The sequence below is a fragment of the Bradyrhizobium sp. CCBAU 53415 genome, assembly GCF_028128735.1.
In the GTDB taxonomy this organism is placed as follows: Bacteria; Pseudomonadota; Alphaproteobacteria; order Rhizobiales; family Xanthobacteraceae; genus Bradyrhizobium.
Map to the genome: position 1 here is coordinate 600,089 of NZ_LBJF01000026.1, position 26,492 is coordinate 626,580.

Annotated in this window: 28 protein-coding genes and 1 pseudogene; 11 read left to right on the forward strand and 18 right to left on the reverse strand. The window is 65.1% G+C overall.

The window, feature by feature from the left end; translation table 11 throughout:
* The first annotated feature begins 8 nt into the window (after window positions 1-8).
* The gene (locus XH87_RS26975) at window positions 9-1,070 is read left to right on the forward strand and encodes an MBL fold metallo-hydrolase (protein WP_271589558.1); all 1,062 of its coding nucleotides are present in this window, start codon (window positions 9-11) and stop codon (window positions 1,068-1,070) included.
* Between the two features lie 62 nt (window positions 1,071-1,132).
* Here XH87_RS26975 and aroQ read toward each other — a convergent pair whose 3' ends face one another.
* Window positions 1,133-1,564 (reverse strand): type II 3-dehydroquinate dehydratase, encoded by a 432-nt coding sequence (aroQ, locus tag XH87_RS26980; protein ID WP_035700781.1) that lies wholly within the window; start codon window positions 1,562-1,564, stop codon window positions 1,133-1,135.
* Window positions 1,565-1,896: 332 nt separating this feature from the next.
* Between aroQ and hemA the strand changes: the two genes are divergently transcribed.
* Both hemA and XH87_RS26990 read left to right on the forward strand, forming a co-directional pair.
* Window positions 1,897-3,126, forward strand: a complete 1,230-nt coding sequence (gene hemA, locus XH87_RS26985; RefSeq protein WP_035700778.1) for a 5-aminolevulinate synthase — start codon at window positions 1,897-1,899, stop codon at window positions 3,124-3,126.
* Window positions 3,127-3,441: 315 nt separating this feature from the next.
* Window positions 3,442-6,951, forward strand: coding sequence for a PAS domain-containing hybrid sensor histidine kinase/response regulator (locus XH87_RS26990; protein ID WP_271589559.1), 3,510 nt, complete (start codon window positions 3,442-3,444; stop codon window positions 6,949-6,951).
* A gap of 10 nt (window positions 6,952-6,961) precedes the next feature.
* Here XH87_RS26990 and XH87_RS26995 read toward each other — a convergent pair whose 3' ends face one another.
* The 6 genes and pseudogenes from XH87_RS26995 to XH87_RS27020 form a co-directional block, all read right to left on the reverse strand.
* Window positions 6,962-7,786 carry an SDR family NAD(P)-dependent oxidoreductase gene (locus XH87_RS26995; protein WP_271589560.1) on the reverse strand — a complete coding sequence of 275 codons (825 nt, stop codon included), beginning with the start codon at window positions 7,784-7,786 and terminating at the stop codon, window positions 6,962-6,964.
* A 16-nt stretch (window positions 7,787-7,802) separates the two neighbouring features.
* Window positions 7,803-8,366, reverse strand: a complete 564-nt coding sequence (locus XH87_RS27000) for a cytochrome P460 family protein (RefSeq protein WP_271589561.1) — start codon at window positions 8,364-8,366, stop codon at window positions 7,803-7,805.
* A gap of 73 nt (window positions 8,367-8,439) precedes the next feature.
* Window positions 8,440-9,465, reverse strand: coding sequence for an alpha/beta fold hydrolase (locus tag XH87_RS27005; protein WP_271589562.1), 1,026 nt, complete (start codon window positions 9,463-9,465; stop codon window positions 8,440-8,442).
* Window positions 9,462-9,860: pseudogene (locus XH87_RS27010) on the reverse strand (Ohr family peroxiredoxin). Before XH87_RS27010 ends, XH87_RS27005 begins: the two are co-directional and overlap by 4 nt.
* A gap of 176 nt (window positions 9,861-10,036) precedes the next feature.
* Window positions 10,037-10,228 carry a hypothetical protein gene (locus XH87_RS27015; RefSeq protein WP_271589563.1) on the reverse strand — a complete coding sequence of 64 codons (192 nt, stop codon included), beginning with the start codon at window positions 10,226-10,228 and terminating at the stop codon, window positions 10,037-10,039.
* Between the two features lie 60 nt (window positions 10,229-10,288).
* Window positions 10,289-10,960: a response regulator gene (locus XH87_RS27020; RefSeq protein WP_035700954.1), complete on the reverse strand. Its 672-nt coding sequence runs from the start codon at window positions 10,958-10,960 to the stop codon at window positions 10,289-10,291.
* 291 nt (window positions 10,961-11,251) lie between these two features.
* Between XH87_RS27020 and XH87_RS27025 the strand changes: the two genes are divergently transcribed.
* Window positions 11,252-12,886, forward strand: a complete 1,635-nt coding sequence (locus XH87_RS27025; RefSeq protein WP_442868306.1) for an MFS transporter — start codon at window positions 11,252-11,254, stop codon at window positions 12,884-12,886.
* 68 nt (window positions 12,887-12,954) lie between these two features.
* Here the strand turns inward: XH87_RS27025 and XH87_RS27030 are convergent, their stop codons facing one another.
* Both XH87_RS27030 and XH87_RS27035 read right to left on the reverse strand, forming a co-directional pair.
* Window positions 12,955-13,428: a secondary thiamine-phosphate synthase enzyme YjbQ gene (locus tag XH87_RS27030; protein ID WP_035700759.1), complete on the reverse strand. Its 474-nt coding sequence runs from the start codon at window positions 13,426-13,428 to the stop codon at window positions 12,955-12,957.
* 46 nt (window positions 13,429-13,474) lie between these two features.
* Window positions 13,475-13,990: a hypothetical protein gene (locus tag XH87_RS27035; protein WP_271589564.1), complete on the reverse strand. Its 516-nt coding sequence runs from the start codon at window positions 13,988-13,990 to the stop codon at window positions 13,475-13,477.
* Here XH87_RS27035 and XH87_RS27040 point away from each other — a divergent pair.
* The 6 genes from XH87_RS27040 to XH87_RS27065 all read left to right on the forward strand — a co-directional run bounded on the left by XH87_RS27040 (window position 13,968) and on the right by XH87_RS27065 (window position 16,986).
* Entirely contained in the window at window positions 13,968-14,291 is a 324-nt protein-coding gene (locus tag XH87_RS27040) for a hypothetical protein (protein ID WP_271589565.1), read from the forward strand. The genes XH87_RS27035 and XH87_RS27040 overlap by 23 nt on opposite strands.
* Before the next feature lie 51 nt (window positions 14,292-14,342).
* Window positions 14,343-14,717: an AtpZ/AtpI family protein gene (locus tag XH87_RS27045; RefSeq protein WP_271589566.1), complete on the forward strand. Its 375-nt coding sequence runs from the start codon at window positions 14,343-14,345 to the stop codon at window positions 14,715-14,717.
* Between the two features lie 112 nt (window positions 14,718-14,829).
* Entirely contained in the window at window positions 14,830-15,579 is a 750-nt protein-coding gene (locus XH87_RS27050; protein WP_271589567.1) for a F0F1 ATP synthase subunit A, read from the forward strand.
* A 53-nt stretch (window positions 15,580-15,632) separates the two neighbouring features.
* Window positions 15,633-15,863, forward strand: a complete 231-nt coding sequence (locus XH87_RS27055) for a F0F1 ATP synthase subunit C (protein WP_007599451.1) — start codon at window positions 15,633-15,635, stop codon at window positions 15,861-15,863.
* Window positions 15,864-15,928: 65 nt separating this feature from the next.
* Window positions 15,929-16,495, forward strand: a complete 567-nt coding sequence (locus XH87_RS27060) for a F0F1 ATP synthase subunit B (protein WP_271589568.1) — start codon at window positions 15,929-15,931, stop codon at window positions 16,493-16,495.
* A gap of 5 nt (window positions 16,496-16,500) precedes the next feature.
* Complete coding sequence (locus XH87_RS27065; protein ID WP_035700745.1) at window positions 16,501-16,986, forward strand: F0F1 ATP synthase subunit B family protein; 486 nt, start codon at window positions 16,501-16,503, stop codon at window positions 16,984-16,986.
* A 98-nt stretch (window positions 16,987-17,084) separates the two neighbouring features.
* Here the strand turns inward: XH87_RS27065 and XH87_RS27070 are convergent, their stop codons facing one another.
* The 5 genes from XH87_RS27070 to XH87_RS27090 form a co-directional block, all read right to left on the reverse strand.
* Complete coding sequence (locus XH87_RS27070) at window positions 17,085-17,738, reverse strand: hypothetical protein (protein WP_271589569.1); 654 nt, start codon at window positions 17,736-17,738, stop codon at window positions 17,085-17,087.
* A gap of 119 nt (window positions 17,739-17,857) precedes the next feature.
* Window positions 17,858-18,445: a GNAT family N-acetyltransferase gene (locus tag XH87_RS27075; RefSeq protein WP_158671406.1), complete on the reverse strand. Its 588-nt coding sequence runs from the start codon at window positions 18,443-18,445 to the stop codon at window positions 17,858-17,860.
* 37 nt (window positions 18,446-18,482) lie between these two features.
* Window positions 18,483-19,772, reverse strand: a complete 1,290-nt coding sequence (locus tag XH87_RS27080) for a M16 family metallopeptidase (RefSeq protein ID WP_271589570.1) — start codon at window positions 19,770-19,772, stop codon at window positions 18,483-18,485.
* Window positions 19,769-21,187: a threonine synthase gene (thrC, locus tag XH87_RS27085; RefSeq protein WP_271589571.1), complete on the reverse strand. Its 1,419-nt coding sequence runs from the start codon at window positions 21,185-21,187 to the stop codon at window positions 19,769-19,771. The genes XH87_RS27080 and thrC overlap by 4 nt, the downstream gene beginning before the upstream one ends.
* A 548-nt stretch (window positions 21,188-21,735) precedes the next feature.
* Complete coding sequence (locus XH87_RS27090) at window positions 21,736-22,380, reverse strand: response regulator transcription factor (RefSeq protein ID WP_035700717.1); 645 nt, start codon at window positions 22,378-22,380, stop codon at window positions 21,736-21,738.
* An 86-nt stretch (window positions 22,381-22,466) separates the two neighbouring features.
* Between XH87_RS27090 and XH87_RS27095 the strand changes: the two genes are divergently transcribed.
* Window positions 22,467-23,807, forward strand: coding sequence for a histidine kinase (locus tag XH87_RS27095; RefSeq protein WP_271589572.1), 1,341 nt, complete (start codon window positions 22,467-22,469; stop codon window positions 23,805-23,807).
* On the opposite strand, the gene XH87_RS27100 is transcribed toward XH87_RS27095, so the two are convergent.
* The 4 genes from XH87_RS27100 to XH87_RS27115 form a co-directional block, all read right to left on the reverse strand.
* Complete coding sequence (locus XH87_RS27100) at window positions 23,804-24,169, reverse strand: nuclear transport factor 2 family protein (protein ID WP_035700712.1); 366 nt, start codon at window positions 24,167-24,169, stop codon at window positions 23,804-23,806. The genes XH87_RS27095 and XH87_RS27100 overlap by 4 nt on opposite strands.
* 115 nt (window positions 24,170-24,284) lie before the next feature.
* Window positions 24,285-25,037: an SURF1 family protein gene (locus tag XH87_RS27105; protein WP_271589573.1), complete on the reverse strand. Its 753-nt coding sequence runs from the start codon at window positions 25,035-25,037 to the stop codon at window positions 24,285-24,287.
* Complete coding sequence (locus XH87_RS27110) at window positions 25,034-25,435, reverse strand: DUF983 domain-containing protein (protein WP_158669011.1); 402 nt, start codon at window positions 25,433-25,435, stop codon at window positions 25,034-25,036. The genes XH87_RS27105 and XH87_RS27110 overlap by 4 nt, the downstream gene beginning before the upstream one ends.
* Before the next feature lie 89 nt (window positions 25,436-25,524).
* Entirely contained in the window at window positions 25,525-26,421 is an 897-nt protein-coding gene (locus XH87_RS27115; RefSeq protein ID WP_035700703.1) for a cytochrome c oxidase subunit 3, read from the reverse strand.
* Window positions 26,422-26,492 lie beyond the last annotated feature (71 nt).

Below are 26,492 nucleotides of genomic sequence, written 5' to 3' on the forward strand. Positions count from 1 at the left end.
CGGGTAGCATGAGCTCAAAAACCGACACCGCACAGTCCTCGGCCGAGGCCCTGCGCTACCCCTGGGAACAGCACCCCGGCCACGAGGAGATCGTGGAGGTACGGCCCGGCGTGTTGTGGGCGCGGCTGAAGCTGCCGTTCCGCCTCAACCACGTGAACATCTATCTGCTCGCCGACGGCGACGGCTATGCCATGGTCGATACCGGATTCGGCAACGAGGAGACGATCGAGGCCTGGACGAAACTGTTCGAGGGGCCGCTGAAGGGCGTCAACATCACGCGCCTGATCGTCACCCACTCCCACCCCGACCATGTCGGCCTCGCCGGCTGGATCGTCGAGCGCTTCAACTGCCCGCTGGTGATGTCGCAGGTCGAATATCTGCAATCGGTCTATCACCAGAACCGCGGCACCGAGGAGCGGCGCGAGGCGCAACGGCTGTTCTTCCGCCGTCACGGCATGGACGAGTCGCTGACCGAAAAATTGCTCGGCCGCGGCCAGGACTATCTCAAGCGCGTCTCGGTGCTGCCGCCGTCCTACCGCCGCATCTCGCATGGCGACGACGTCGTGATCGGCACGCGCCGCTTCAAGGTGATCACCGGCGGCGGCCACGCGCTCGACCAGGTGATGCTGTATTGCGCCGACGACAAGCTGTTCCTCTCCGCCGACCAGGTGCTGAGCAAGATCTCGCCGAATGTCAGCGTCTGGGCGGTCGAGCCCGACCAGAACTCGCTCGGCGAATATCTGGCCTCGCTCGCCAGCCTCACCACGACGCTTCCCTACGACGTGCTGGTGCTGCCCGGCCACGGCGTGCCGTTCTACGGATTGAAGACCCGTATCAAGCAGCTCGCCGACCACCACGAGGAGCGCTGCCGCCTGATCGCGGAAGCCTGCCGCGAGGTGCCGCAAACCTCGCGCGCATTGGTGCCTGTCGTGTTCAACAAGCATGTGCTGGACGAGCACCAGATGGGCTTTGCCGCCGGCGAACTGGTCGCCCATGTCAACTACATGATCGTCGAGGGGCGCCTGGCGGCCGAGATGCAGGACGGCGTGCTGCAGTTTCGGACGACGTGAGCTCTTTCTTCGCCTCTCCCCGCAAGCGGGGCGAGGGAGCAGACCACTGCCGCGGCTACCACTCACTTCATATTCGCGATCGCATGCAGCGCCGCGATGTAGCCGAACGGTCCCAGCCCGCAGATCACGCCGGTCGCCACGAACGAGATCCTGGAGTGCCGGTGGTATTCATCGCGGGCATGGATGTTCGAGATGTGGACCTCCAGCACCGGGCCTTCGAATGTCTTGATCGCGTCCATGATCGCCACCGAGGTGAAGGAAAAGCCGGCGGGGTTGATGACGATGGCATCGGCGTCCTGCCGCGCCGACTGGATCAGATCGACGAGCGCGCCCTCGTGGTTGGACTGGTGGAAGGCGAGCTTGAGCCCGAGCCTTGCGGCGGCCTCCTCGCAGCTCGCGTCGATCTCTGCGAGCGTCGTCGTGCCGTAGATGTGCGGCTCGCGGATACCGAGCATGTTGAGATTGGGACCATTGAGAATCATGACACGCTTCATCGGGGCTTCCTTTCGCATGGGCTGTCCGATTGACCGACCCGCCGTCCCGGCCGGGCCAGGCCATGGCGCCGGTGCGACCGCTTCCCCCATCATGGATGCAGTGCGCGCCATGGACAAAATGTCCATGGCGGCCCCGGCCTCCCGGCAACTCCGGTCCGGCCGGCAGCCCCGCGTTAGGCGGTTGATCCAAATCAACAATCGCGGCCGGACTGGCGGTTATCAATTGGCACGCTCGCCGCGCCTCAAATGTGTGCTGGCGCATAGACATCGGAGCTGGAAAAGCTCTAAAAATGGGCGGCCGTCATGGCCGGGTTCCGTTGCAGGTTTTGCCGATGGATTACAACCAGTTCTTCGACTCCGCCCTCGATCGTCTCCACGCCGAGCGGCGCTATCGCGTGTTCGCCGACCTCGAACGCACGGCCGGCCGGTTCCCGCACGCGGTCTGGCACTCGCCCCAGGGCAAGCGCGACGTCGTGATCTGGTGCTCCAACGATTATCTCGGCATGGGCCAGCACCCGAAGGTGGTCGGCGCCATGGTCGAGACCGCGACCCGCGTCGGCACCGGTGCCGGCGGCACCCGCAACATCGCCGGCACGCACCATCCGCTGGTCCAGCTCGAAGCCGAGCTCGCCGATCTCCACGGCAAGGAAGCCGCGCTGCTGTTCACCTCGGGCTATGTCTCGAACCAGACCGGCATCCCGACCATCGCAAAGCTCATCCCGAACTGCCTGATCCTGTCGGACGAGCTCAACCACAATTCGATGATCGAGGGCATCCGCCAGTCCGGCTGCGAGCGGGTCGTGTTCCGCCACAACGATCTCGCCCATCTCGAGGAGCTGTTGAAAGCGGCCGGCCCGAACCGGCCGAAGCTGATCGTCTGCGAGAGCCTCTATTCCATGGACGGCGATGTCGCGCCGCTCGCCAGGATCTGCGATCTCGCCGAGCAGTATGGCGCGATGACCTATGTCGACGAAGTCCACGCCGTCGGCATGTACGGCCCGCGCGGCGGCGGCATCGCCGAGCGTGATGGCGTGATGCATCGCATCGACATTCTCGAGGGCACGCTGGCAAAGGCGTTCGGCTGTCTCGGCGGCTACATCGCCGCCAATGGCCAGATCATCGACGCCGTACGCTCCTACGCCCCGGGCTTCATCTTCACCACCGCGCTGCCTCCGGCGGTCTGCTCGGCCGCGACCGCTGCGATCAGGCACCTGAAGACCTCGAGCTGGGAGCGCGAGCGCCACCAGGACCGCGCCGCCCGCGTCAAGGCAATCCTCAATGCCGCCGGCCTGCCGGTGATGTCGAGCGACACCCACATCGTACCGCTGTTCGTCGGCGATCCCGAGAAGTGCAAGCGGGCCTCCGACCTCCTGCTCGAACAGCACGGTATCTACATCCAGCCGATCAACTATCCGACCGTTGCCAAGGGCACCGAGCGCCTGCGCATCACGCCCTCGCCCTATCACGACGACGGCCTGATCGATCAGCTCGCCGAAGCGCTGCTCCAAGTCTGGGACCGCCTCGGCCTGCCCCTGCGCGAGAAGTCCCTGGCCGCGGAGTAGGGTTCTTACCCTCCCCTGGAGGGGGAGGGTCGGCTCACATTGAGCGCAGCGAAATGTGAGCCGGGGGGTGACGGTCTCTCCACCTCGAACGCTGCCCGTGCCGAGAGATCACCCCACCTCGCACGCGCTGCGCGCGATCGACCCTCCCCCTCCAGGGGAGGGTCGGCGCCCGTGGGTGCACGCTCGCACCTTGACGACAAGCCCGGTTCCTCCCCCGGCGCGACATTTCGCTGTCGCCTACACCCGTCCAACGCGCTAGATTTGCAGGGAAAATGAGACCGGGCGCGTTGGCGCCCAGGGAGAAGCGCGCTCACCATGCTGCACGACTGGGGCGTGATCGCCGCCGCTTTCGGTTATATCGGCTTCCTGTTCCTGGTGGCGAGCCATGGCGACCGCCGCTCGCCGGCCGGGCGCGGTCGCGCCTCCGGGCTGATCTATCCGCTGTCGCTGGCGATCTACTGCACCTCCTGGACCTTCTTCGGCTCGGTCGGCTTTGCCACCCGCACCTCGACCGACTTCCTCGCGATCTATGTCGGCCCGATCCTGATGATCGGACTCGGTGCCGGCGTGTTGCGCCGCGTGATCCAGCTCGCGAAAGCCCAGAACATCACCTCGATCGCCGACTTCATCGGGGCGCGCTACGGCAAGAACCAGGCGGTGGCGGCGACCGTCGCGCTGATCGCGATCATCGGCTCGGTGCCTTATATCGCGCTCCAGCTCAAGGCGGTCGCCTCCTCGCTCGAAACGATCCTGGGCGAAGACCAGGCCTTCTCCCACATCCCGATCTTCGGCGACGTGGCGCTGCTGGTGATGCTGGCGATGGCGGCCTTCGCCGTGCTGTTCGGCACGCGGCAGACCGACGCCACCGAGCACCAGCACGGCCTGATGCTGGCGGTTGCGACCGAATCCATCGTCAAGCTGATCGCCTTCCTCGCCGCCGGCATCTTCGTCACCTTCTGGATGTTCTCGCCGCAGGAATTGATCGAGCGCGCCATGAAGACGCCGGAGGCGGTGCGCGCCATCAACTACGCCCCGTCGATCGGCAACTTCCTGACCATGACGCTGCTGTCGCTGTGCGCGATCATGCTGCTGCCGCGTCAGTTTCACGTCAGCGTGGTGGAGAATTCCTCGGATGCCGAGGTCGGCCGCGCGCGATGGCTGTTCCCGCTCTACCTCGTCGCCATCAATCTGTTCGTGATCCCGATCGCGCTCGCCGGCCTCGTGATCTTCCCGTTCGGCGCCGCCGATCCCGACATGTACGTGCTGGCGCTGCCGATGGAAGGCGGCGCTGATCTGCTCAGCATCGCCATCTTCGTCGGCGGCCTGTCGGCGGCGACCGCGATGGTGATCGTCGAATGCGTCGCGCTCTCCATCATGGTCTCGAACGACCTCGTGGTGCCGCTGGTGCTGCAACGTCGGCCGGAGGGGCGCGCCGGCGGTGCCGATTTCAGCGACTTCCTGCTGCGCTCGCGGCGGCTCGCGATCTTCGCCATCATGGTGATGGCCTATTTCTATTATCGCGCGCTCGGCAATACCCAGCTCGCGGCCATCGGCCTGCTCTCCTTTGCCGCCATCGCCCAGCTGGCACCGAGCTTCTTCGGAGGGCTGCTCTGGCGGCGCGCGACCGCGCGCGGCGCCATCGGCGGCATGCTGGTCGGCTTCGTGGTGTGGCTCTACACGCTGTTCATACCGAGCTTCATGGATTCATCGACATCAGGCATCCTGCTGCTCCAGCACGGCCCGCTCGGCATCGAGGCGCTGCGGCCGCAGGCGCTGTTCGGCGCCGACCTGCCCCCTCTGATGCACGGCGTCATCTGGTCGCTGTCGCTCAACATCCTGACCTATGTGCTGCTGTCGCTGGCGCGCCAGCCGTCTTCCATCGAGCTGTTGCAGGCCGATCTGTTCGTGCCGAACACGCTCGCACCGATCTCCCCCAGCTTCCGCCGCTGGCGCGCCACCGTCACCGTGCAGGACATCCAGACCACGGTGGCGCAATATCTCGGACCCGACCGCGCGCGGCATTCCTTCGAGGCCTTCTCCGCGCGGCGAAACGTGCTGCTGGAGCCCGGAGCACCTGCCGATTTCGAGCTGCTGCAACACGCCGAGCACCTGATTGCCTCCTCGATCGGCGCGGCCTCCTCCCGCCTCGTGATGTCGCTGCTGCTGCGCAAGCGGACGGTCTCCGCCAAGGCCGCGCTGAAGCTGCTCGACGACTCGCATGCGGCACTGCATTTCAACCGCGAGATCCTCCAGACCGCGCTCAACCATGTGCGCCAGGGCATCGCCGTGTTCGACGCCGATCTGCAACTGATCTGCTCCAACCGGCAGTTCGGTGATCTCCTCAATGTGCCACCGCATTTCATCCAGTTCGGCACGCCCTTGCGCGAAATCCTGGAATGCATCGGTGTCGGCGATCCGCACGATCCGCTCGGGCGCGAGGCCCTGCTGAAGCGGCGCCTGGCCGCCTACACCACCGACAGCGAGCCTTATCTCGAACGCCTGCCGGAACGCCACATGGTGATCGAAGTGCTCACCAACCGCATGCCCGGCGGCGGCTTCGTCATCACCTTCACCGATGTCACGCCCACCTTCGAAGCAGCGGAGGCGCTGGAGCGCGCCAATGCGACGCTGGAAAAGCGCGTGCGCGACCGCACCGAGGAGCTGACGCGGCTGAACTCCGAGCTGGCGCTGGCCAAGAGCGCGGCGGAGGACGCCAGCATCTCCAAGACGCGTTTCCTCGCCGCTGCCAGCCACGACATCCTCCAGCCGCTGAACGCGGCGCGGCTCTATGTCACGAGCCTGGTCGAGCGCCAGCACAACGGCGAGGAGACGCGGCTGGTCGAGAACATCGACGAATCGCTGCAGGCGATCGAGGAGATCCTCGGCGCACTGCTCGACATCTCCAGGCTCGATGCCGGCGCGATGACGACCTCGATCTCGAGCTTCAAGATCGGCGACCTGATGCGGTCGCTGGAGATCGAGTTCGCACCGATCGCGCGCGCCAAGGGGCTGGAGCTCGCCTTCGTGCCCTGCTCGCTCCCGGTCAAGTCGGACCGCCTCCTGCTGCGGCGCCTGCTCCAAAACCTGATCTCGAACGCGATCAAGTACACCCCGCGTGGCCGCGTGCTGGTTGGCTGCCGCCGCCACGGTCAATCGCTGAAGATCTGCGTTTACGACACCGGCGTCGGCATCCCCACGGTCAAGCGCGGCGAGATCTTCAAGGAATTCCACCGCCTGGAGCAGGGGGCGCGGATCGCGCGCGGCCTGGGGCTCGGCCTTTCGATCGTCGAACGCCTGGCGCGCGTGCTCAAGCACGGCATCGCCATCGACGCCAATGCCAGCGGCGGATCGGTGTTCTCCGTGACGGTGCCGACGGCCAAGGCGATCACCCATACCGCGGCCGTGACCAGCGCGACGCCGCTGGCGCGCACGCCGATCTCGGGAGCGCTGATCGTCTGCATCGAGAACGATGCGGCGATCCTCGACGGCATGCGCACGCTCTTGAAGGCCTGGGACGCCGAGGTGATCGCGGTCGCCGACCCCGAAGGCGCGATCGCCGCGATCGAAACGGCCGGCCGGCGCGTCACTGGCCTGCTCGTCGACTATCACCTCGATCGCGGCAACGGCATCGCCGCCATCCGCGAGATCCGCCGCCGCTTCGGCGACGCCATCCCCGCGATCCTGATCACGGCCGATCGCAGCCCCGCCGTGCAGATCGCCGCGCGGGACGAGAAGATCGCGGTGCTCAACAAGCCCGTCAAGCCGGCCTCGCTCCGTGCCCTGCTGGGTCAGTGGCGCACGCAGCAGATGGTGGCGGCGGAGTGAGACGCGCGGGTCAGTAGTCGGTCGATACGCTGAGCGCGCGCCACCTCTCCAATTCCTCGAGACGAAGCCTGTCCGCCGCCGCAATGGCGTTCACGGCGTCGCTGCCGAGGGCAATCCGCAAGGGCGGGCGATCCATGTCGACGAGCTTCAACACGACGGCTGCAGCCTTGGCCGGGTCGCCGGGCTGGCGGCCATCATAGTCGCGCTGCATCCTGACGGCGGCGCCAACGACAGCGTCGTACTCCGGCCGTCCCTCGCCGGCCGCATGCGCAGCCTGGGCAAAGCCGGTGCGAAAGCCGCCGGGCTCGACGATCGTCACGCTCACGCCGATCAACGCCATCTCGCGCGCCAGCGATTCCGAAAAGCCTTCGATCCCCCATTTCGCGGCCGAATAGGCCGCGCGGGCCGGAGCACCAATGCGCCCACCGACGGACGAAACCTGCACGATGTGCCCGCGGTGCTGACGACGCAGCACGGGAATCGCGGCCTTGGTGACGATGACGGTGCCGATCAGGTTGACCTCGATCTGGTGACGGAACGTCTCCAGGCTCGTATCCTCGACCGATCCGAGATCGCCGTAACCGGCGTTGTTGACGACCACATCAATGCCGCCAAATGTCTGCACGGCGAGGCCGACCGCTGCTTGCGCTGCCGCCTCGTCGGTCACGTCGAGGGTTGCAAGCCGAAGCCTTTCGCCGAAGCGCTCAAGCAGCGATTCAAGCGGTTTTGGGTCCCGGGCCGACGCAAGCACGCGATCTCCCGCTGTGAGCGCGGCTTCCACGATGGCCCGGCCAAGCCCGCGTGAACTGCCGCTGATGAACCATGCTTTCGACATGACGGTCTCCGGATGCTCAGGGCGCCAGGCGCGTGAAGACGTAATCGCGGCTCCTGACGCGGGCCTCGTGGCAGGCGAAGCAGGTGCGATGCTGGGCCTCGTCCACCGGCGTGCCGTTGATGAAGCGGCCGAACCCCCAGCCGCCGGTGGCAGCGTATTTCCTGGAATCCTTGACCATCACCTGGACCGTGGTGGCGGCGCCGGGAATCGTTGCGGACGCGAATTCCGGCGATTGCTTCCGCTTCCAGGCGCGCTTGACCAGAATGGTGCCGTCCGGGAACGGGAGTTTCCCGGCCTGATAGGCGTCGATTGCGGCCTGGTTGCCGACCACAGCGCGAAGCTCGTCGAGCGGCGCCGCCTCCTCGGCCGGCGCGACCAGCTCCCACTGCTTGTAGCCTTGCGGAATCGTGACGCCGAAGATCGGTGAGGCATCCACCGCGCTCTGATCCGCGGGCCCCTCTGCGGAGGCGATCGTGACGAAATACGGCACGCAGGTCAGGAGCACGACAAGCAGGACCACCGTCAGCACGATCATCGTGGCATAGAAGGACTTCTTTTTTTCAGGTTCGGTTGACGACATGATGTTCTTCAAGCTGGGTTCAACGGGGCGATCGTCGATCCAGCCGGGCTGGACCGAGGCTGCTGGCAGATGCTCAGGCGCCATCGGCGTCGATGACGGCCTTGGCAAAGGCTTGTGGTGCTTCCTGCGGCAGATTGTGGCCAATGCCGCCGGTGATCAGGCGAAACTCGTATCGGCCCGAGAATTTCCCGGCATAGGCGCTCGGATCGGGATGCGGCGCGCCGTTGGCGTCGCCTTCCATCGTGATGGTCGGCACCTCAATCTGCGGAGCCGCCGCGAGCTTCTTTTCGAGATGCTCGTACTTCGCCTCGCCCTGGGCGAGCCCGAGCCGCCAGCGGTAATTGTGGATCGTGATTGCGACGTGATCCTTGTTGTCAAGCGCCGCCGCGCTTCGGTTGAAGGTGGCGTCGTCGAACTTCCACTGCGGCGAGGCGAGCTTCCAGATCAGCTTGGCGAAATCGTGCGTGTACTTCTCGTATCCGGCGCGGCCGCGCTCGGTCGCGAAGTAGAACTGGTACCACCATTGCAGTTCTGCCTGCGGTGGCAACGGCGCACTGCCGGCAGCCTGGCTGGAAACCAGATAGCCGCTGACCGACACCAGTGCGCGGCAGCGGTCCGGCCACAGCGCGGCGATGACGTCCGCGGTGCGCGCGCCCCAGTCGAACCCGGCGACGACGGCTTTCTTGATATCGAGCTTGTCCATCAGCGCGATGATGTCGACGGCCATCGCCGCAGGCTCGCCGTTGCGCGGCGTCTCACTGGAGAGGAAGTGCGTCGTGCCGTAGCCGCGCAAATAAGGGACGATCACGCGATAGCCGGTCTTCGCCAGGATCGGCGCGACATCGACAAAGGCGTGAATGTCGTAGGGCCAGCCGTGCAGCAGGATCGCGACGGGACCGTTCGAGGGCCCCACCTCCGCATAACCGACGTTGAGGACGCCGGCGTCGATCTGCTTGATCGCCCAGGACGCATTCGATGCGGAGGATCGCAGCGGTTCCGTCTCGGCACGTGCAAAATCGATCACGCCGAGACCAACGGCGACAGCTCCTGTGGCGATGCCGAGAAACTGGCGGCGGTGCTCATCGATGATCTGCTTCATGGCGTTGCGACCTCCTGGTGGTTGATGATGCTGCGTCGATGCGCTTCAGCGACGATGCCCTGTGCGGTCTCGCGATCGAGACCCGGCAGGCTGACGTTGAGGCGCGCCCGAAGCGCATAAGTGCCTTCATCGAGAAGAAGATCGATTTCCGTATCGATCGCACTTTTTCTGGGAAGCACGATTTTCCGCTTGCGGGCTGCCATTTCCATCGCGCCTTCGAAGCAGGCCGACCAGCCGGCTGCGAACAATGCTCGGGATTGGTGCCGATGCCTGCGCCACCTGGCGGCGACAGCCTGACGTCGAGGCGGTCGTCGGACCTGCGCGATATGCCGTCGTGTCGGCCGTCACTGGTGTGGGTCTTGGCCGTATAGAGTGCTTTTTGCCGCTTGCGTCATGAATGTCTCCTTGCCATCGCGCAACTGACTAGCAGCGGTGACCGCAGGATACTCGTTTGGACTTGTGAGAAATTGTGAGGTCACCACGCGCGCGCCTCACAAGGCTTGCATGCGTGGTCTGCTGTCGATGCAGCGGCGCACTTGCCGCGATACATCACCACGCTCTCAGGCCGCGGCTATTGCTTCGTGGCGCCGATCTCGCAGGCGAGACTTCCGGCAGCACGGCGCTCCGCACCGAGGATGGAATTGCCGCCGGTCAAGCTGCCGCGGCGGCACAGCTGGCGCGTGAATTCTGGTTGCAGGGCCGGCACGCGGACGCACTGCAACTGGCGCAACAGACCGTCACTGAGGCCGCGCAGATGGAGCACCCGAGGGCTCCGAAACGGCGGATATCAGAGCGGCCAACGTGCTTTTGCAGCGACCTGACCTCACCCCGTCGGCGTGCCCTGCGTCCACTGGCCGCCGGCGATCTTTGCGGCGGCGATGACGGCCTGGGTGCGGCTTTCGACGCCGAGCTTTTGCAGGATGGCCGAGACATGCGCCTTGATGGTGGCCTCGGAGACGCCGAGCTCATAGGCGATCTGCTTGTTGAGAAGGCCCTCCGACAGCATCATGAGGACCCGGACCTGCTGCGGCGTCAGCGTCACCAGGCGGTCGCGCAGGCGTGTCATGTCGGGGTCGGCCGCGGCGGACAGGTCGGTGTCGGCGGGAACCCAGACGTCGCCGTCCATCACCTTGAGGATGGCGTCACGCAACGTCTCGACGCCGAAACGCTTGGGAATGAAGCCGGAGGCGCCGAAATCGAGCGAGCGGCGAATCGTGGCGCTGTCGTCGGAGGCCGAGACGATCACGACCGGAATCGCCGGATATTGCGCGCGCAGATAGATCAGGCCGGAAAAGCCGGAGATCCCGGGCATCGAGAGGTCGAGCAGGATCAGGTCTACCTCGGAGGTCTGTTCCAGGAGCGTGGTCAGATCCTCGAACGATCCCGCCTCGTCGATCCTGGCCGAGGTCAAAACGCCGGCCACCGCCTGCCGCAGCGCGTCGCGGAAAAGCGGATGGTCATCGGCGATGACGAGATGGGTCGAGGGAGCGTTCATCGTTCTCTTGCTGTCGTTCACGCCGGGCGGCGAGTCAACGCCGCAGCCGGTCAATTCTTCCCCGAGCGGCCGTGGCATGCAAGTGCACAATATCCCTTTGCTGCAAAGGGGTTAATCCGGGAGCCCCGTGACTGCGCGCCGGCGCCCGATACCGCTCGTCAGCTGCGCATCCGTGCGCAAGGCCGAAAGTCGTATTGGGGCTGGTTTCACGCCGATGTTACTTTCCGCGCAAGCCTAAATTGATCCGGCATGGCCGGACGCGCGGCTTGCACTAACTCTGGGAGCGAAACGATGACAATGGCTGCCACAGCGGGCTCGGGAGTCCGCACCGGGGGAATGACTGCCGAGGAGCGAAAAGTGATTTTCGCGTCCTCGCTCGGCACCGTTTTCGAGTGGTACGACTTCTATATCTACGGAACGTTGGGTGCGTTCCTGGCGAAATATTTCTTCTCTAACGTCCCGCCGAACGTCGGCTTCATCTTCGCCTTGCTCGCCTTCGCGGCCGGCTTTGCGGTTCGCCCGTTCGGTGCACTGATCTTCGGCCGCCTCGGCGACATGATCGGCCGCAAATACACCTTCCTCGTGACCATGACTCTGATGGGCGTGGGCACGTTCTTCATCGGTCTCTTGCCCGGCTATGCGACCTGGGGCCTCGCCGCGCCGATCGTGTTGATCGGCCTGCGTCTCGTCCAGGGCCTTGCGCTCGGCGGTGAATATGGCGGTGCGGCGACTTACGTTGCCGAACATGCCCCGCAGAACCGGCGCGGGTACTACACCTCCTGGATTCAGACCACCGCGACCCTCGGCCTGTTCCTGGCCCTGCTGCTCATCCTCGGCATCCGCACCGTGATGGGCGAAGAGGCTTTCGGCGATTGGGGCTGGCGCATTCCCTTCCTGCTGTCTGGCGCTCTGCTGGTCGTTTCGATCTGGATTCGCTTGAGCCTGAACGAATCGCCGGTATTCCAGCGCATGAAGGAAGAGGGCAAGACCTCGAAGCGCCCGCTCACCGAGGCTTTCGGCGAATGGAATAATGCCAAGATCGCGATCCTGGCGTTGTTTGGCGCAACCGCCGGTGAAGCGGTGGTGTGGTACGGCGGACAATTCTATGCGCTGTTCTTCCTCACCCAGACGCTGAAAGTCCCGGCCGTAACCGCGCAGATCATGATCGTGATCGCGCTCGCGCTGGGCACGCCCTTCTTCGTCATCTTCGGCATGCTGTCCGACAAGATCGGCCGCAAGCCGATCATCCTGACGGGTTTCCTGCTGGCGATGGTGACCTACTTCCCGATCTTCAAGGGCATCACCCACTTCGCTAACCCGAAGCTGGAAGCGGCGCTCGCCGCATCACCGGTGAAGGTCATCGCCGACCCCAGCGAGTGCTCGTTCCAGTTCAAGGCGACCGGTACCGAGAAGTTCACGACGGGATGCGACATCGCCAAGGCCGCGCTGGTGAATCTGTCGGTGAACTACCAGACCGAAGACGCACCGAAGGGCACCCCGGCTCAGGTCAAGATCGGCGAGCAGGCTCTGAGTGCGACGGCCCCGGATTTCGCCAAGGCTTTGCCCGCGGCGATCAAGGCTCACGGCTATCCGGCTTCCGCCGATCCGAACGAGATCAACTACGTCATGACGACGGTCCTGCTCTGGGTTCTCGTGATCTACGTGACCCTGGTCTATGCACCGATCGCCGCCTGGCTGGTTGAGCTGTTTCCGAGCCGCATCCGCTACAGCGGCATGTCGCTGCCCTACCATATCGGCAACGGATGGTTCGGCGGCTTCCTGCCGGCGACGGTCTTCGCAATCGTCGCGGCGACGGGAAACATCTATTCGGGCCTGTGGTACCCTGTCGCCATCGCCGCGATGAGTCTGGTGGTCGGATTCCTGTTCCTGCCGGAAACCAAGGACGTCGACATCAAGCAGATCTAGTCGAGATCAGCCGGAACCAAGGCTCCGGCGATCGGACACGAACGGCCGCGGATTCCGCGGCCGTTTTGTTATGACGTCGCGCCGACGAATTGCAGCACCACCTCGCGCCGGTGCGGGCGCTTGCGATGCTCGATCAGATAGATCGCCTGCCAGGTGCCTAGCGCGAGCCTGCCGTTGAGGACGGGAATCTGGAGCGAGGTCGCCGTCAACATCGTCCTGACATGCGCCGGCATGTCGTCCGGTCCTTCGGTGTCGTGGGTCCACCCGGCATTCTCCGGCGCGAGCCGGGACAGCGCGGTCGTGAGGTCGACGAGCACGGAAGGATCGGCGTTCTCCTGTATCGTCAGCGAAGCCGAAGTATGGCGGATGAACAACGTCAACGCGCCGTCACGCGCGAGCGCCTCGGCGACGAATTTTGCCGCCTCGCTGGTCAGATCAGTGAAGCCGCGGCCCGGCGTCTGCACAGTGAGCAGTGACGATATGACGGTCGCGGCTTGCGCCGACGAAGGTATCGAGCGGGTGACGGATCTGGCTGATGTCATGAAAGGTCTCGATCGATCGAACACTGCGGTGACGCGGAGGCGCCGTTCAAATCTTCCCCGACACGTCCTTCTGCACGCGGTTGGCCATGTCGATCAGCCGCCGCCAGGCCTTCTCCAGAAATGACATCACGCGATCGAGGTCCTGATCGCTCGGCAGCGGGATCTCGATCTTGCGCTCGCCCTCGGCGACCTTGGGCTCCGCCTTCTTCAGCGGGTCGGATTTCGGCAATGCCTCGTCGATCTTGCCCGACACCGTCGGACCCGCCGCGAGCTGCCCCTTCAGCCTCTCGACCTCGGCCTGGAGCCTGCCGATCTCGGCGTCGAGCGCGGTCCGCTCGTCAGGCACCGCGTAGCAGGCCCAGCCGGCATCGTTCTTGGTGCAGGTCGATACCGTGCCGGTGCGCGTGTCGAGCCGCAGCACGCCCTCGGGGATCGGCGTCATGCTGTAGCGACCATTTTCGCCGTCGGGCGCGGATTGCGCGGCCACGGAGCCGCCGCTGACGGCCATCAGCGCGGCAGCCGCCGCAAACCATGAGGTTGTGGATGACGTCGCTGGTCTCATTGCCCTCTCCGCCACGGCGCTGCTGCGGCGCAATCCTACACCCCATCAGGCAATTCGCCGCCCAAAACCCGCCTCTGAAATCAACGAACGCGATGGCCTCTTTGATCCCGGCAGTGTGGCGAAAGGACAGCAGCATACGCCGATCGTGAGCAGACCTGCTGCGGTGCGGCGTCACGCTGTGTGCGGCGCTGTCGCGCACGCCAATATCGTCAATAAAATCAGTTACATGACCGAAAGCGACGCAATCGTGACTTGGCTTGACTTGATTATGGGCCATCAGTATGGTCCGCGCGGCTTTTGAGGGTGACGGGCGTAATTTCCATTCAGCCGCGGCGTTTCGGGTCTTCGTTGCATGACACAGGGCACGGGACACGGCGATGATGGGGATCGCGATAAATCGTCCGAGGAAGCCGCGCTTTCCGAACGGCTCGGAAGTCTTGATCAGCGGTTGTCCGAATTTCGCGACCGCCGGACCAGGACCGAGCAACCCGCAGGCGACGATGGAGACAGAGCGGCCAGAGCCTCGGCGATGGCGCTTGGTTTCCGGTTATCCTCGGAGTTGATCGCCGGCGTCGCTGTCGGGGCGGGGATTGGCTGGGGTTTCGACCGCTTGCTGTCGACGTCGCCTTTCGGATTTATCGTGTTCCTGCTGCTGGGCTTCGTCGCCGGCGTGGTGAACGTGGTGAGAACGGCGGGCGCGGGTCAAAACAGGCGCGGTGGTTCGTGAGCCGATCCCACCAGGAGAGGAATGATCGTGCCGGCCTCGCCGGTACGGGCCGGCCCGGCCGGCAGACCGAGACCCGCCGGCATTGCCCGGCAGACCAAGAGATGCCGCGCTGATGAAAATCGACCCGATCCACCAGTTCAACATCGAGCCTCTCTTCACCCTGGGCCATATCGGCAATCACACGATCGCCTTCACCAATTCGTCGCTCTACATGCTGGTGGCGGTGGCGATCATCTCGATCCTGATGCTTGCCAGCGGCACGCAGCTGGTTCCGGGGCGTCTGCAGTCGGTCGCTGAAATCTCTTACGAATTCGTCGCCTCGACCATCCGTTCGACGGCCGGCGCGGAAGGCATGAAGTTCTTCCCGCTGATCTTCTCGCTGTTCATGTTCATCTGCGTCTCGAACCTGGTCGGCATCATCCCCTACACCTTCACGGTGTCGAGCCATCTGATCGTCACCGCGGCGCTCGCGCTTATGGTCTTCTTCACCGTCCTGATCTACGGCGTCGCCAAGAACGGCCTGAAATTCTTCAAGATCTTCGTTCCCCACGGCGTCCCCATCTACATCCTGCCGCTGGTCATGTTCATCGAGATCCTGTCGTTCTTCCTGCGGCCGGTCTCCCACAGTGTTCGTCTCTTCGCGAACATGCTGGCCGGCCACATCGCGTTGAAGGTGTTCGCGGGCTTCGTCGCCATGCTCGGCTTCTCGCTCGGCGCCATCGGCTGGGTCGGCGGCGTGCTGCCGCTGGCGCTCACGGTCGCGCTGACCTCGCTCGAGATCCTGGTCGCGTTCCTCCAGGCCTATGTGTTCGCGATCCTGACCTGCATCTACCTCAACGACGCCATTCATCCGGGACACTGAGCGGTCCGGGGAATTTCCACCCACAACCCCATCTTTCTTCCAAGGAGTCTAAAATGGATCCGGCAGCAGCAAAACTTATCGGCGCGGGCATCGCGTGCATCGGCATGGGCGGTGCGGGCGTCGGCGTGGGCGTGATCTTCGGCAACTACCTCGCCGCAGCCGTGCGTAACCCTTCGGCCGCTCAGGGCCAGTTCGGCAACCTGATCTTCGGCTTCGCCGTGACCGAAGCGCTCGGCATCTTCTCGCTGCTGATCGCGTTGCTGCTGCTGTTCGTTCCGCTCTGAGGACGACGTTTTTCGCGCCGTTCCAATCCTTGGGACGGCGCGCGTGACAGCAACAGGAGAACTCCATGGCTGAGAGTCATGGCGGCGCGAAAGGTCCGGCGGCGGGCGCTCACACCGAGGCTGACGGTGGTCACCACGGTGGCGGTTTTCCGCCGTTCGAGAGCAGCAGCTTTGCTTCACAGCTGGTGTCGCTCGCGATCTTCTTCGTCCTGCTTTACGTGATCGTGTCCAAGCTCGCCTTGCCGCGCATCGGCGGTGCGATCGAGGCGCGTCAGAACAAGATCGAGGGCGACCTCGCCGAGGCGCAGAAGCTGAAGGACCAGTCCGACGCGGCGCTGAAGGCCTATGAAAGCGAGCTCGCTGCGGCGCGCACGCGGGCGCAGGCGATCGGCAACGAATCCCGCGACACGGCGAATGCGCAGGCGGATGCCGAGCGCAAGGCGCTGGAAGAGCAGTTGGCGGCCAAGCTCGCCGGGGCGGAGAAGACCATCGCCTCGACCCGCGCAACCGCCATGAGCAACGTCCGCGGCATCGCGGCCGATGCGGCAGGCCAGATCGTGCAGCAGCTCACCGGCGTCGTTCCGGATACCGCGTCGGTCAATGCCGCGGTCGATGCGTCCTTGAAGGGTTAGTCGAGATGTTCTTCGAACCTGAATTTTGGGTCGCCGTCGCCTTCGTGATCCTGATGGTCGTGTTCGGCTATCTCGGGATCTTCAAGACGGCGATGACCGCGCTCGATCATCGCGCCGCCCGCATCAAGGCCGAGCTCGACGACGCCGCGCGCCTCAAGCAGGAAGCGGCCAAGGTGCTCGCCGACTACAAGGCGCGCAGCGCCACGGCCGAGCGCGAGGCTGCCGACATCATCGCCAACGCCAGGGCCGAAGCCGAGCGCATCGCGACCGAGGCCAAGGCGAAGATGGAAGACTTCGTCGCCCGCAGAACCAAGACCGCGGAGAGCAAGATCGCGCTCGCCGAGGCCCAGGCGCTAGCCGATGTCCGCGCCGCAGCCGCGGAAGCCGCCGTCCAGGCGGCTTCCACGATCCTGTCGCAGTCGGTCAAGGGCCCAGTCGCCGACGACCTGCTCGCCAAGGGCATCAACGAAGTCAGGCAGAAGCTGAACTGAGGGCGTCGCCTTCAAATAAAAAAAGCCGGCGCGACGAGCGCCGGCTTTTTTGTTTCTGCGAGATGCTTCCTCGTCGTCGTGGCTGAAATCGTAGCCAGCTACTTCCTCTTCCCCCGTGCCTTTGGCTCGGGCGTGAGCGCCTGCGGGTCGAAGCCGACATAGAAGATGTAGGAATCGGCGGCCGCGGCCGAGGGCACCGGGTAGGACAGATCCTCGGCGACGAAGGTGAAGGGCACGCTGCCACTCTCCGACATCTCGACCGTGGTCCGGTAGGCCTTCGAGGCAATCACTTTCTCGCCGACGCCACCCTGCACCACCGCGACGCGTAACGGGACGTCGACCGTAGCAGGCGCACCGGCCGGGCCGGCGATGACGCGGCCCTGGATTCCGATCCGGGCGGTGATGTCGCCGCCGTTCCGGACGCATTCGCGCGCCATTTTGGAGATCGTGGCCTGGAAGCGGATGTCGTTCCCGACGGCCGGCTTGCCGGCAGCGCCGACCGCATAGGTGGAGGCGCCGGAGCGCACGGTGACCTGCGGGCAATCGACGTCGTCATCGGCGGGCTGGCCGGGCGCGGGCGCCGGCTTGGGCTCGGCCGGCTCGTCCGACTTGCCGCCGAACAGGCTCTTGAAGCGGTCGGTCAGGGACTGGGCCGCCACCGGCGAGACGGACGCGAGCGCAACCGACAACATCAACGCGACCGCTGTCCCCCGCCGCAACGCATTCCGCGATGTCCGAAGCTCCTTCACCATCGACGCCCATACTCCATGAGAATGTCCGGCCGATCGGCCGGCCCCAGCGCGTTATATCGCCAAAATCGGCGAACCCAAGGCAGCAAAAAGGGGGACTTTGGCGGCGCGAATCAGGCGGCTCAGCCGCGGAAATCCTCGTGGAGCAGACCGAACAGCAGGTGATCCTGCCAGACCCCGTTGATGCAGAGATAGCGGCGCGCCAGGCCCTCGCGTGAGAAGCCACACTTCTCCAGCACGCGGATCGACGGCGCATTGGTGGGGATGCAGGCGGCCTCGACCCGGTGCAGATTGAGCTCGCCGAACAGCGTCGGCAGCAGCACCCGCAGCGCGGCCGTCATGTAGCCGCGATGGGCATGGGGCTGGCCGACCCAATAGCCGATGGTGCCGGCCTGCACGATGCCGCGCCGGACATTGGCCAGCGTGATCCCGCCGAGCAGGGCGCCGTCGAGCTCACGGAAGATCAGAAAGGGATAGGAGCGGTCCGCGGCAATGTCCTCGGAATAGCGGCGCAGGCGGCGGCGGAAGCCGGACCGCGTGAGATCGTCCGACGGCCAGATCGGCTCCCAAGGCGTGAGATAGTCGCGGCTGGTCTCGCGCAAATGAGCCCATTGCAGGAAGTCCGACATTTGCGGCGCGCGCAGCAACAGCCCGTTGCCGCGCGGCGCGAGGGCGGCGGGTCCACTGGATGGCAGGCGAAAGAGGGCCATGGTGATGCTTTCCGGGGCGGGGCCCCTGGCACAGCTCCTAATGCAGCCGCGCCCTGGCGCGCGCCCGGGTCAATCCTTCCGCAAAAGATACTGCCGTGTCCAGACCCCTGCCACTGCCCAGTGCGACAACGGCAGGCCGGCTCCGCGACAGCAGCGCACGCGCCGCGTCCCTGGTCGATTCGATGCTGACGGCTTCGATCCGGGCTACCAATTCCTGCACCGTCTGCGGCCGCCCATAGGCGAGCACATGCCGGGCAAGCTGCTCGGCACGGGAGGAGCAGCTCTCCAGCGCCATCAGCAGACCCGCCTTCATCTGCGCCTTGGCCCGGGCGATCTCGGCCTCGGTCAGCGTCTCCACCGAATCATTCATGATGTCGACCACGACCTCCATCATCTCCGGCGCATCAGCCGGATCGGTGCCGGTGTAGAGGCCGAAGAAGCCGGTGTCGGTATAGGGCGCGTGGAACGAATAGATGGAGTAGCAGAGACCGCGCTTCTCGCGCACCTCCTGGAACAGGCGCGATGACATTCCGCCGCCGAGGATGTTGGTGAAGACCTGGAGCGAGAACAGCGACGGGTCGCTCTGCGGCACGCCTTCCAGCGCCAGCGTCAAATGGGCCTGCTCGAGCTCGCGATGCACCACCTTGGTGCCGCCCTTGCCGAACTGAGCGGTTTGCGGATTCGGACCCGGCGTCCCCTCGAAACTGGCAAAGCGTCTCTCGGCCTCTGCGACGACCTGCTTGTGGTTGACCGCGCCGGCCGCCGCCACCACCATGTCGGGTCCGCGATAATGCGTCGAGAGGTAGCCGCGCAGCATGTCGCGGTTGAAGGCGCGCAGCGTCTTGGCCGTGCCGAGCAGCGAACGGCCCATCGGCTGATCGGGATAGCAGAGCTCGTTCAGATGCTCGAACACGACGTCGTCGGGTGTATCCTGCGCGGCACCGATCTCCTGCACGATGACGTTCTTCTCGCGCTCCAGCTCGTCGGGCTCGAAGGCGGGATTGGCGAGGATGTCGGCGAGCACGTCGAGTGCGAGCGGGACGTCGGCCTTCAGCACGCGCGCGTAATAGGACGTGGTCTCGGTCGAGGTGCCGGCATTGAGGTCACCGCCGACCGCCTCGATCTCCTCGACGATCTCGCGCGAGGAGCGCGTGGTCGTGCCCTTGAACGCCATGTGTTCGAGCAGGTGCGAGATGCCGTGCTCGTTCGGCTTCTCGTCGCGCCCGCCGACGCCGGCCCAGACGCCGAGCGCCGCGGTCTCGAGATGGGGCATCTCGTCGGTGACGACGGTCAGGCCGGAGGCAAGTTTGGTCATCTCGACGCTCATCCGGCAACTCCCTGCTTTGCGGCGCGGCTGACCGACAGCACGAACCGCTCGACCTCGGCCTGATCGTTCTTCATCACCCTCATGTGTTCGGATTTGGTCATCAAGCCGTCGAGCCAGGCCGGCAGTTGCGGCCGCTGGCCGCAGGCCGCCTCCACAGCGTCGGGGAATTTGGCCGGATGGGCTGTGGAGAGCACGATGCTCGGCACCCTCGTGTCGGTGGTGTCGCGGTCCGCGACAGCGAGCGCCACCGCCGTATGGGGATCGACCAGTTCACCCGCTTCGCGCCAGGCGGCGCGGATCGCGGCCGCAGTCTCGGTCTCGTCGGCGCGCCCGGCATCGAACTCCTCGCGGATCGCGGCGAGCGCCGCATCGGGCAGCACGAAGCGTCCGGACTGCTTCAGCGACTCCATCAGACGGCGCACGCCTGCCGCATCGCGGCGGCTGGCTTCGAACAGCAGCCGCTCGAAGTTCGATGAGATCTGGATATCCATCGACGGCGACGCCGTCGCGTGCACCTCGCGCACTTCGTAAATTCCGGTCTTCAGCGTGCGCGCCAGGATGTCGTTGACGTTGGCGGCGATGCGCAGGGTGCGCACCGGCAGCCCCATGCGCTTGGCGGCATAGCCGGCAAAGATGTCGCCGAAATTGCCGGTCGGCACGACGAAATCGACCGCACGCGCCGGCGCACCGACGGCAACGGCGGAGGTGAAATAGTAGACCACCTGGGCGACGATGCGCGCCCAGTTGATGGAATTGACGCCGGACAGCGAGGTCGCATCGCGGAAGCGGTGGTTGTTGAACATCCCCTTCACGAGCGCCTGGCAATCGTCGAAGGTGCCCTCGATGGCGAGCGCATGGACGTTTGCCGCGCCGGTCGAAGTCATCATCCGCCGCTGCACCTCGGAGATGCGGCCGTGCGGAAACAGCACGATGAGGTCCACATTCTCGAGCCCCGCAAAGGCTTCGACCGCGGCGCCGCCGGTATCGCCGGAGGTGGCGACCACGATCGTGGTGCGCTGGCCGCGCTTGGCGAGCACATGGTCCATCAGCCGCGAGATCAGCTGCATCGCCACGTCCTTGAAGGCGAGCGTCGGACCGTGGAACAACTCCAGCACGAACTGGTGCGGCGACATCTGGCGTAGCGGCACCACCGCGGGGTGGCGGAAGGTGGCATAGGCCTCGTTCGCCATACGACCAAGCTCGGCGTCCGTGATCTCGCCGCCGGCGAAGGGCCGGATCACGTCGACCGCGACCTCCCAATAGGGGCGACCGAAGAAACCGGCGATCGTCTCGGTCGGGAGCTGGGGCCAGGTCGCCGGCACATACAGGCCACCGTCACGGGCGAGCCCGGTGAGCATCACGTCGCAGAAGCCGAGTTCGGGGGCCTCGCCCCTGGTCGAGATATAACGAGTCAAACTGCCCTCCAAAGGCCGGCCGAGTCGGAGCTCGATCTAAGCCTTTGATTTTACGAAATTACTTGTCAACAGCCAGAGGCTTTGGGCCACCATAAAGTGTTTTGCGGCATCAGGAAACCGCTTCCGGCCCGCCCCTTATCCCATGAAAAAGGGCTGCGGCTTTGCCGCAGCCCTTCTCTTGGAAGGTCTGTCGTTGTGTGCAGACCGGTTTGCTTCGTCGGGGTCGCCGAGCCGTCAAAACTGTTCCGGCAAGCTTTCGTCGCCCGTCACGAAATCGTCAAGAGCCAAAACCGCGCCAGCCGAAAAATGTTCCTATTCTTCCCGACCGGCTGCGAGCGTTCGCCCGTGCGATAGAGCCGAGCCTTGATTTCCAGATGCCGCTTTTTCCCGATCCATTGTCCCGTTGCAGGAACGAATGCAGCCTCGGTCCATTGTGCCCCGTGGATGGTGTCAGCCCGTTGCCCATGCATTGCCCGGCCAACGGCGGCGTCGATCCGTCGACCGAGCCGCTGCATCCTGGATGCAGCCGGTTCGGTCGCTTCGGAAGCTCAGTTCATCCCGATTTCGACGGCGATCCGGATCAGGTCGGAGTGATTCTTGGCGCCCAGCTTCTGCTTGAGCAGAGACGTGGTGTTGGCGACCGTCTTGTAGGAGATGCCGAGCGCCTCGGCGACCTCGACGATCTTGTCGCCGCGTCCAAGCAGGCGGAGAATCTCCAGCTCCCGCGGTGTCATCTGCGAGGCAGGATTGGCCTTGATCGCCGCGCCGGAAAACGTCACGGCCTCCGCAAGCTGCGGCGAGATGAAATTGTCGCCCGCGACCACCTTGCGCACCGCTTTCAGCAGGATCCGGGGATCGTCGCCCTTGGAGACATAGCCCTGCGCCCCAAGCTCGACTGCCCGCACCACGAAGGCCGGATCGTCGTTCATGCTGAACATGATGATCTTGGCGTCGGGATCATCCTTGCGGATGCGCCGCATCAATTCGAAGCCGGAGACATCGGGCAGGCCGATGTCGATCACGGTGACGTCGGGCCGCTTGCTGACATAGGCGCGATGACCGGATTTGGCGTCGCTCGCCTCGTCAATGCGAATTGAATGGTCGGATGCGAACAGGGTGCGGCAACCGGACAGCACCACGGGATGGTCGTCGACGATCAGGACCCTGGTCGCCAGCTTGGCGGTATCTTGCATCGCGCACTCTCTTGTTTTTCGACTCATAGACCGACGGGAATAAATGGAAAGGGCAAATCCCGCCGATGCGCGTTAGAATTGGCCTAATGTGGCAACGACTTTCGTTCAGGACGCAACTGTTTCTTCCGCTCGGCGCCAGCTTTCTCGCGGCGTCGATCCTGGCTGGCGTGCTGCTCCAGATATTCGCAACGGGCCAATTGGCGGAGGAGAGCGAGCCTAGGCGGCGTTCGACAGCGGCCATCGCCGCCGCGCTCAACAACACCCTGCGCGCATCGGACGATCCACGGCAGACGCTCGACGCCTTTGTCCATTCCCTGGACACCTCCTCAGATATCCAATTCCGCGCCGTGGATGCAGGTCCCGCGCCTTCACCGAAGGGCGGCCTGCGCAAGCCGCATGGCGTGCCGCAATGGTTCATCGACCATCTCGCCGTCCCCGACATGGACGCGGCATCCCCGGTGATGATCGACGACAGACGCGTCGGCGATATCGTGCTCCTGCAGGACATGTCGGCCGATCTGTTCGAGAAATGGATCGGCTTTGTTGCGCTCACCAGCCTGGTCGCCGCGCTGATGGTTCTGACCGGCGCGATCGCCTATGTCTTGGCGGGATCTATCCTGCGGCCTCTGCAAGATCTCAGCCGAGGTCTCACGCGAATACGACAGGGTGACTACACCAGGCCGATCCCGGTCGGAGGCCCGCCGGAAATCCGGCAAGGCTGCGAAGAGGCGAATGCGCTGGCCGCAACGCTGGCGCAATTGAGCCAGGACAATCGCCGTCTGATGCACCGCCTGGTGTCGCTCCAGGACGACGAGCGGCGCGATCTCGCCCGCGAATTGCACGACGAGCTCGGACCGCTGCTGTTCAGCATCCGCGCCGGCACGATCGCGCTGGTCGCGGCCGCACCGCCGGAAGGACATTTCGGCAATTCGGGACAGGACCTGCTGCAATCGGTCGAGGCGCTCCAGCAGACCAACCGTCGTATTCTCGACCGGCTGCGGCCGCTCTATATCGAGGAGCTGGGCCTTTCGACCAGCGTGCAGACGCTGCTCCGGAATTTTCGCAGGCAGGCGCCGCATATCATCCTGACGGACACGATCGATGCCGATCTGAACGTGATCGACGGGCCGTTGGCCCAAACCGTGTATCGGGTGATCCAGGAGGCACTGACCAACGTGCGACGCCATGCCAACGCCGGCAACGCCCATGTACGGGCGACTGTCGCCAGCGAGATGCTCGTCATCGAGATTTCCGACGACGGCGGCGGTTTTCCCGCGGACAATGTCTTCGGCCGGGGCTTGACCGGCATGCATGAGCGCGTGCGCGCGCTCAGCGGATCGCTGTCCCTGTTGCGCGTCGATGAGCGAACTTACGTGCGCTGCCGTCTTCCCGTCGAGACGACGCGGGACGCGCCGTCATCAGGCTAGCATACGCAGCCATCATGCGCGTTCTGTCGCGCCGGCTCGCACCGCGTGCTGCGGATCTTGCCTTCCGGGCTGAAGCAGAACGAGGCCTGAATGCGCAGCGCGCCCGCGACGGAATATTCGAGATCGACGCCGTGGGGCGCCGGATGGATTTCCTCCAGCCCGAAACCTGCCGAGGCGAAGGCGCTGAGCCGCGGCCGCCAATAGGCCTCGAGCTCGCTGCGGCCGTGATATCGCTGCGTGCCGTTGCAGGTGCATTCGAGCCTGGCGTCGTCGGCATAGAGATCGAGCAGCGCGGCGAGGTCTCCCTCCCGGCAGGCGTCCACCCAATCGACGATAATTCCCATCTGGTCGAAATCGCTCACGCCGCATCCTGTCTGCCGCGGAAAATACCTGCCGCTTAGGACCACACTCGTGAATATGCGCTGAACAATAAACCCCGGGCGATACCGGGCCTGCTCGACGCATCTCCGGCTGAGCTCAGCTCCGCCGCCGGCCTCTTGCCCACACGGCGAAGGCGATCAGCACGGCGCCTGCAAGCGTGAACCAGGTAACAGCATATTGCAGGTGATCGTCCTTCAGATTCACGTCGAGCGGCCCCGGGCGCGGAATGCCATTCGCGGGCGCTGGATGCTCGAGGTCGATATAGAACGGCGCAACCGCGCCCCAGCCAAGCGCGCTTGCGATACCCGGATGATCGCGCACGAACCAGAGCCGCTTGTCGCGGTTCTCCGCCGGCGTCAGCCAGCCTGGCGCCTCGGGAAAGCGCAGATAGCCGGTGAGCGCCACCGGCTCGCCCGTGACGAGCTTCTTCACCGCGCGATCCTCGACACCGCGATCCTGCATCGTGTTTTCGACGAAGCCCGCATCGATCACGACCGTCCCGCCGCCGGGAAGTCGCGCCGGCAGGAACGCCCAGGTGCCGGGCCCGGAAACGTCCTTGCGTACCGCCGAGCCGGAGGAATAGACCATCGCATCGGGCTGGGCTGCGTAGGTTGCGGTGAAGCTGACGCGGCGGAATTCGTCGCGCGCGGGATTGAGGCCAGCCCATAGCGCCGGCGGCGGCAGTGCCACGGGCGCTGCCGCAAGCCGATCGGTGAGTGCCGCAATCAGCTCGTGCTTCGCGGTCCGGCGCTGCAACTGCCAGACACCGAGTGCGACGAACACAGCCGTCAGGAACAGCGTGAACAGCGCGAAGCCGCCCACGCGGGCCTTGCGCGCAGGCTCGTTCATTTCGCGCGATCGACCAACCGGCCCGGCGCCGCCTTGTGGTGGAATTGCAGCGCGATCAGCAGCGATTTCATCGCACGCAGCGGCAACAGCGTGGTGGCGAGGATCAGCGGCAGCCAGAGCGCCGCGTGCAGCCAGAACGGCGGCTGGTACTTGACCTCGACGACGAGCGCGCAGCCGACGACGATGGCGCCGGCGAGCATGATGATGAAGATCGCCGGACCATCGCCGGTATCGATGAAGGCGTAGTCGAGGCCGCAACGGTCGCAGGCGGGCGCGAGCGTCAGAAAGCCCGCATAAAGCTTGCCCTGGCCGCAGCGCGGGCATTTGCAGGCAAGCCCGCGCATCGCGCTTTGCAGGACGGTGGTTTGGGACTGGGGATCGCTGGCGGTGTCGTTCATGATGGCGGACCCTATCACAGTTTCCGCCGGAACTTCCGGCCGGAAAGCGAAAGGGCGGCCCTGGGGCCGCCCTTTCTGATCGGTTCGGCTCAGTGCGCGGCGTGGGCCATGGCCTCGGCGCCGCGTCCCCAGACGTAGATGCAGAGGAACAGGAACAGCCAGACCACGTCGACGAAGTGCCAGTACCAGGCGGCGAACTCGAAACCGAGATGCTGCTTCGGCGTGAAATGGCCGGCATAGGCACGGAACAGGCAGACCAGCAGGAAGATGGTGCCGACCAGCACGTGGAAGCCGTGGAAGCCGGTCGCCATGAAGAACGTCGCGCCGTAGACGTTGCCGGCAAAGGAGAACGCTGCGTGGCTGTACTCATAGGCCTGCACGCAGGTGAACGCCGCACCGAGCAGGACGGTGAGGATCAGGCCGTATTTCAGGCCCTGGCGGTCGTTCTCGAGCAGCGCATGGTGCGCCCAGGTCACGGTGGTACCTGAGGTGAGCAGGATCAGCGTGTTCAGGAGCGGCAGATGCCAGGGATCGAAAGTCTCGATGCCCTTCGGCGGCCAGGTGCCGGGGACCGCGCAGGCACCGGGCTGGGTGCCGAGGCCGCAGCCGAATACCGCGTCGCGGGTGGCGTGGACGGCGTCGGCCGGAAACAGCGCCGCGTTGAAATAAGCCCAGAACCAGGCGACGAAGAACATCACCTCGGAGGCGATGAACAGGATCATGCCGTAGCGGTGATGCAGCTGCACGACGCGGGTGTGGTCGCCCTTGTACTGGGCTTCCTTGATCACGTCGCCCCACCAGCTCGCCATGGTGTAGAGCACGCCCACGGCGCCGACGCCGAACACGATCGGCGCGGCGGAGAACATGTGGTGCATCCAGGCGATCGCGCCGACCGCCATGATGAAGGCCGAGAGCGAGCCGACGGCCGGCCACGGAGAGGGATCGACCAGGTGATAGTCGTGATGCTTGGTGTGCGCCGTGGCCATTTCCGTCTCTCTCCTCAATCCCGTGCCTGTCAGGCACTTATCCCCTTGTTTCCGACCCTTCGAGCGCGAGC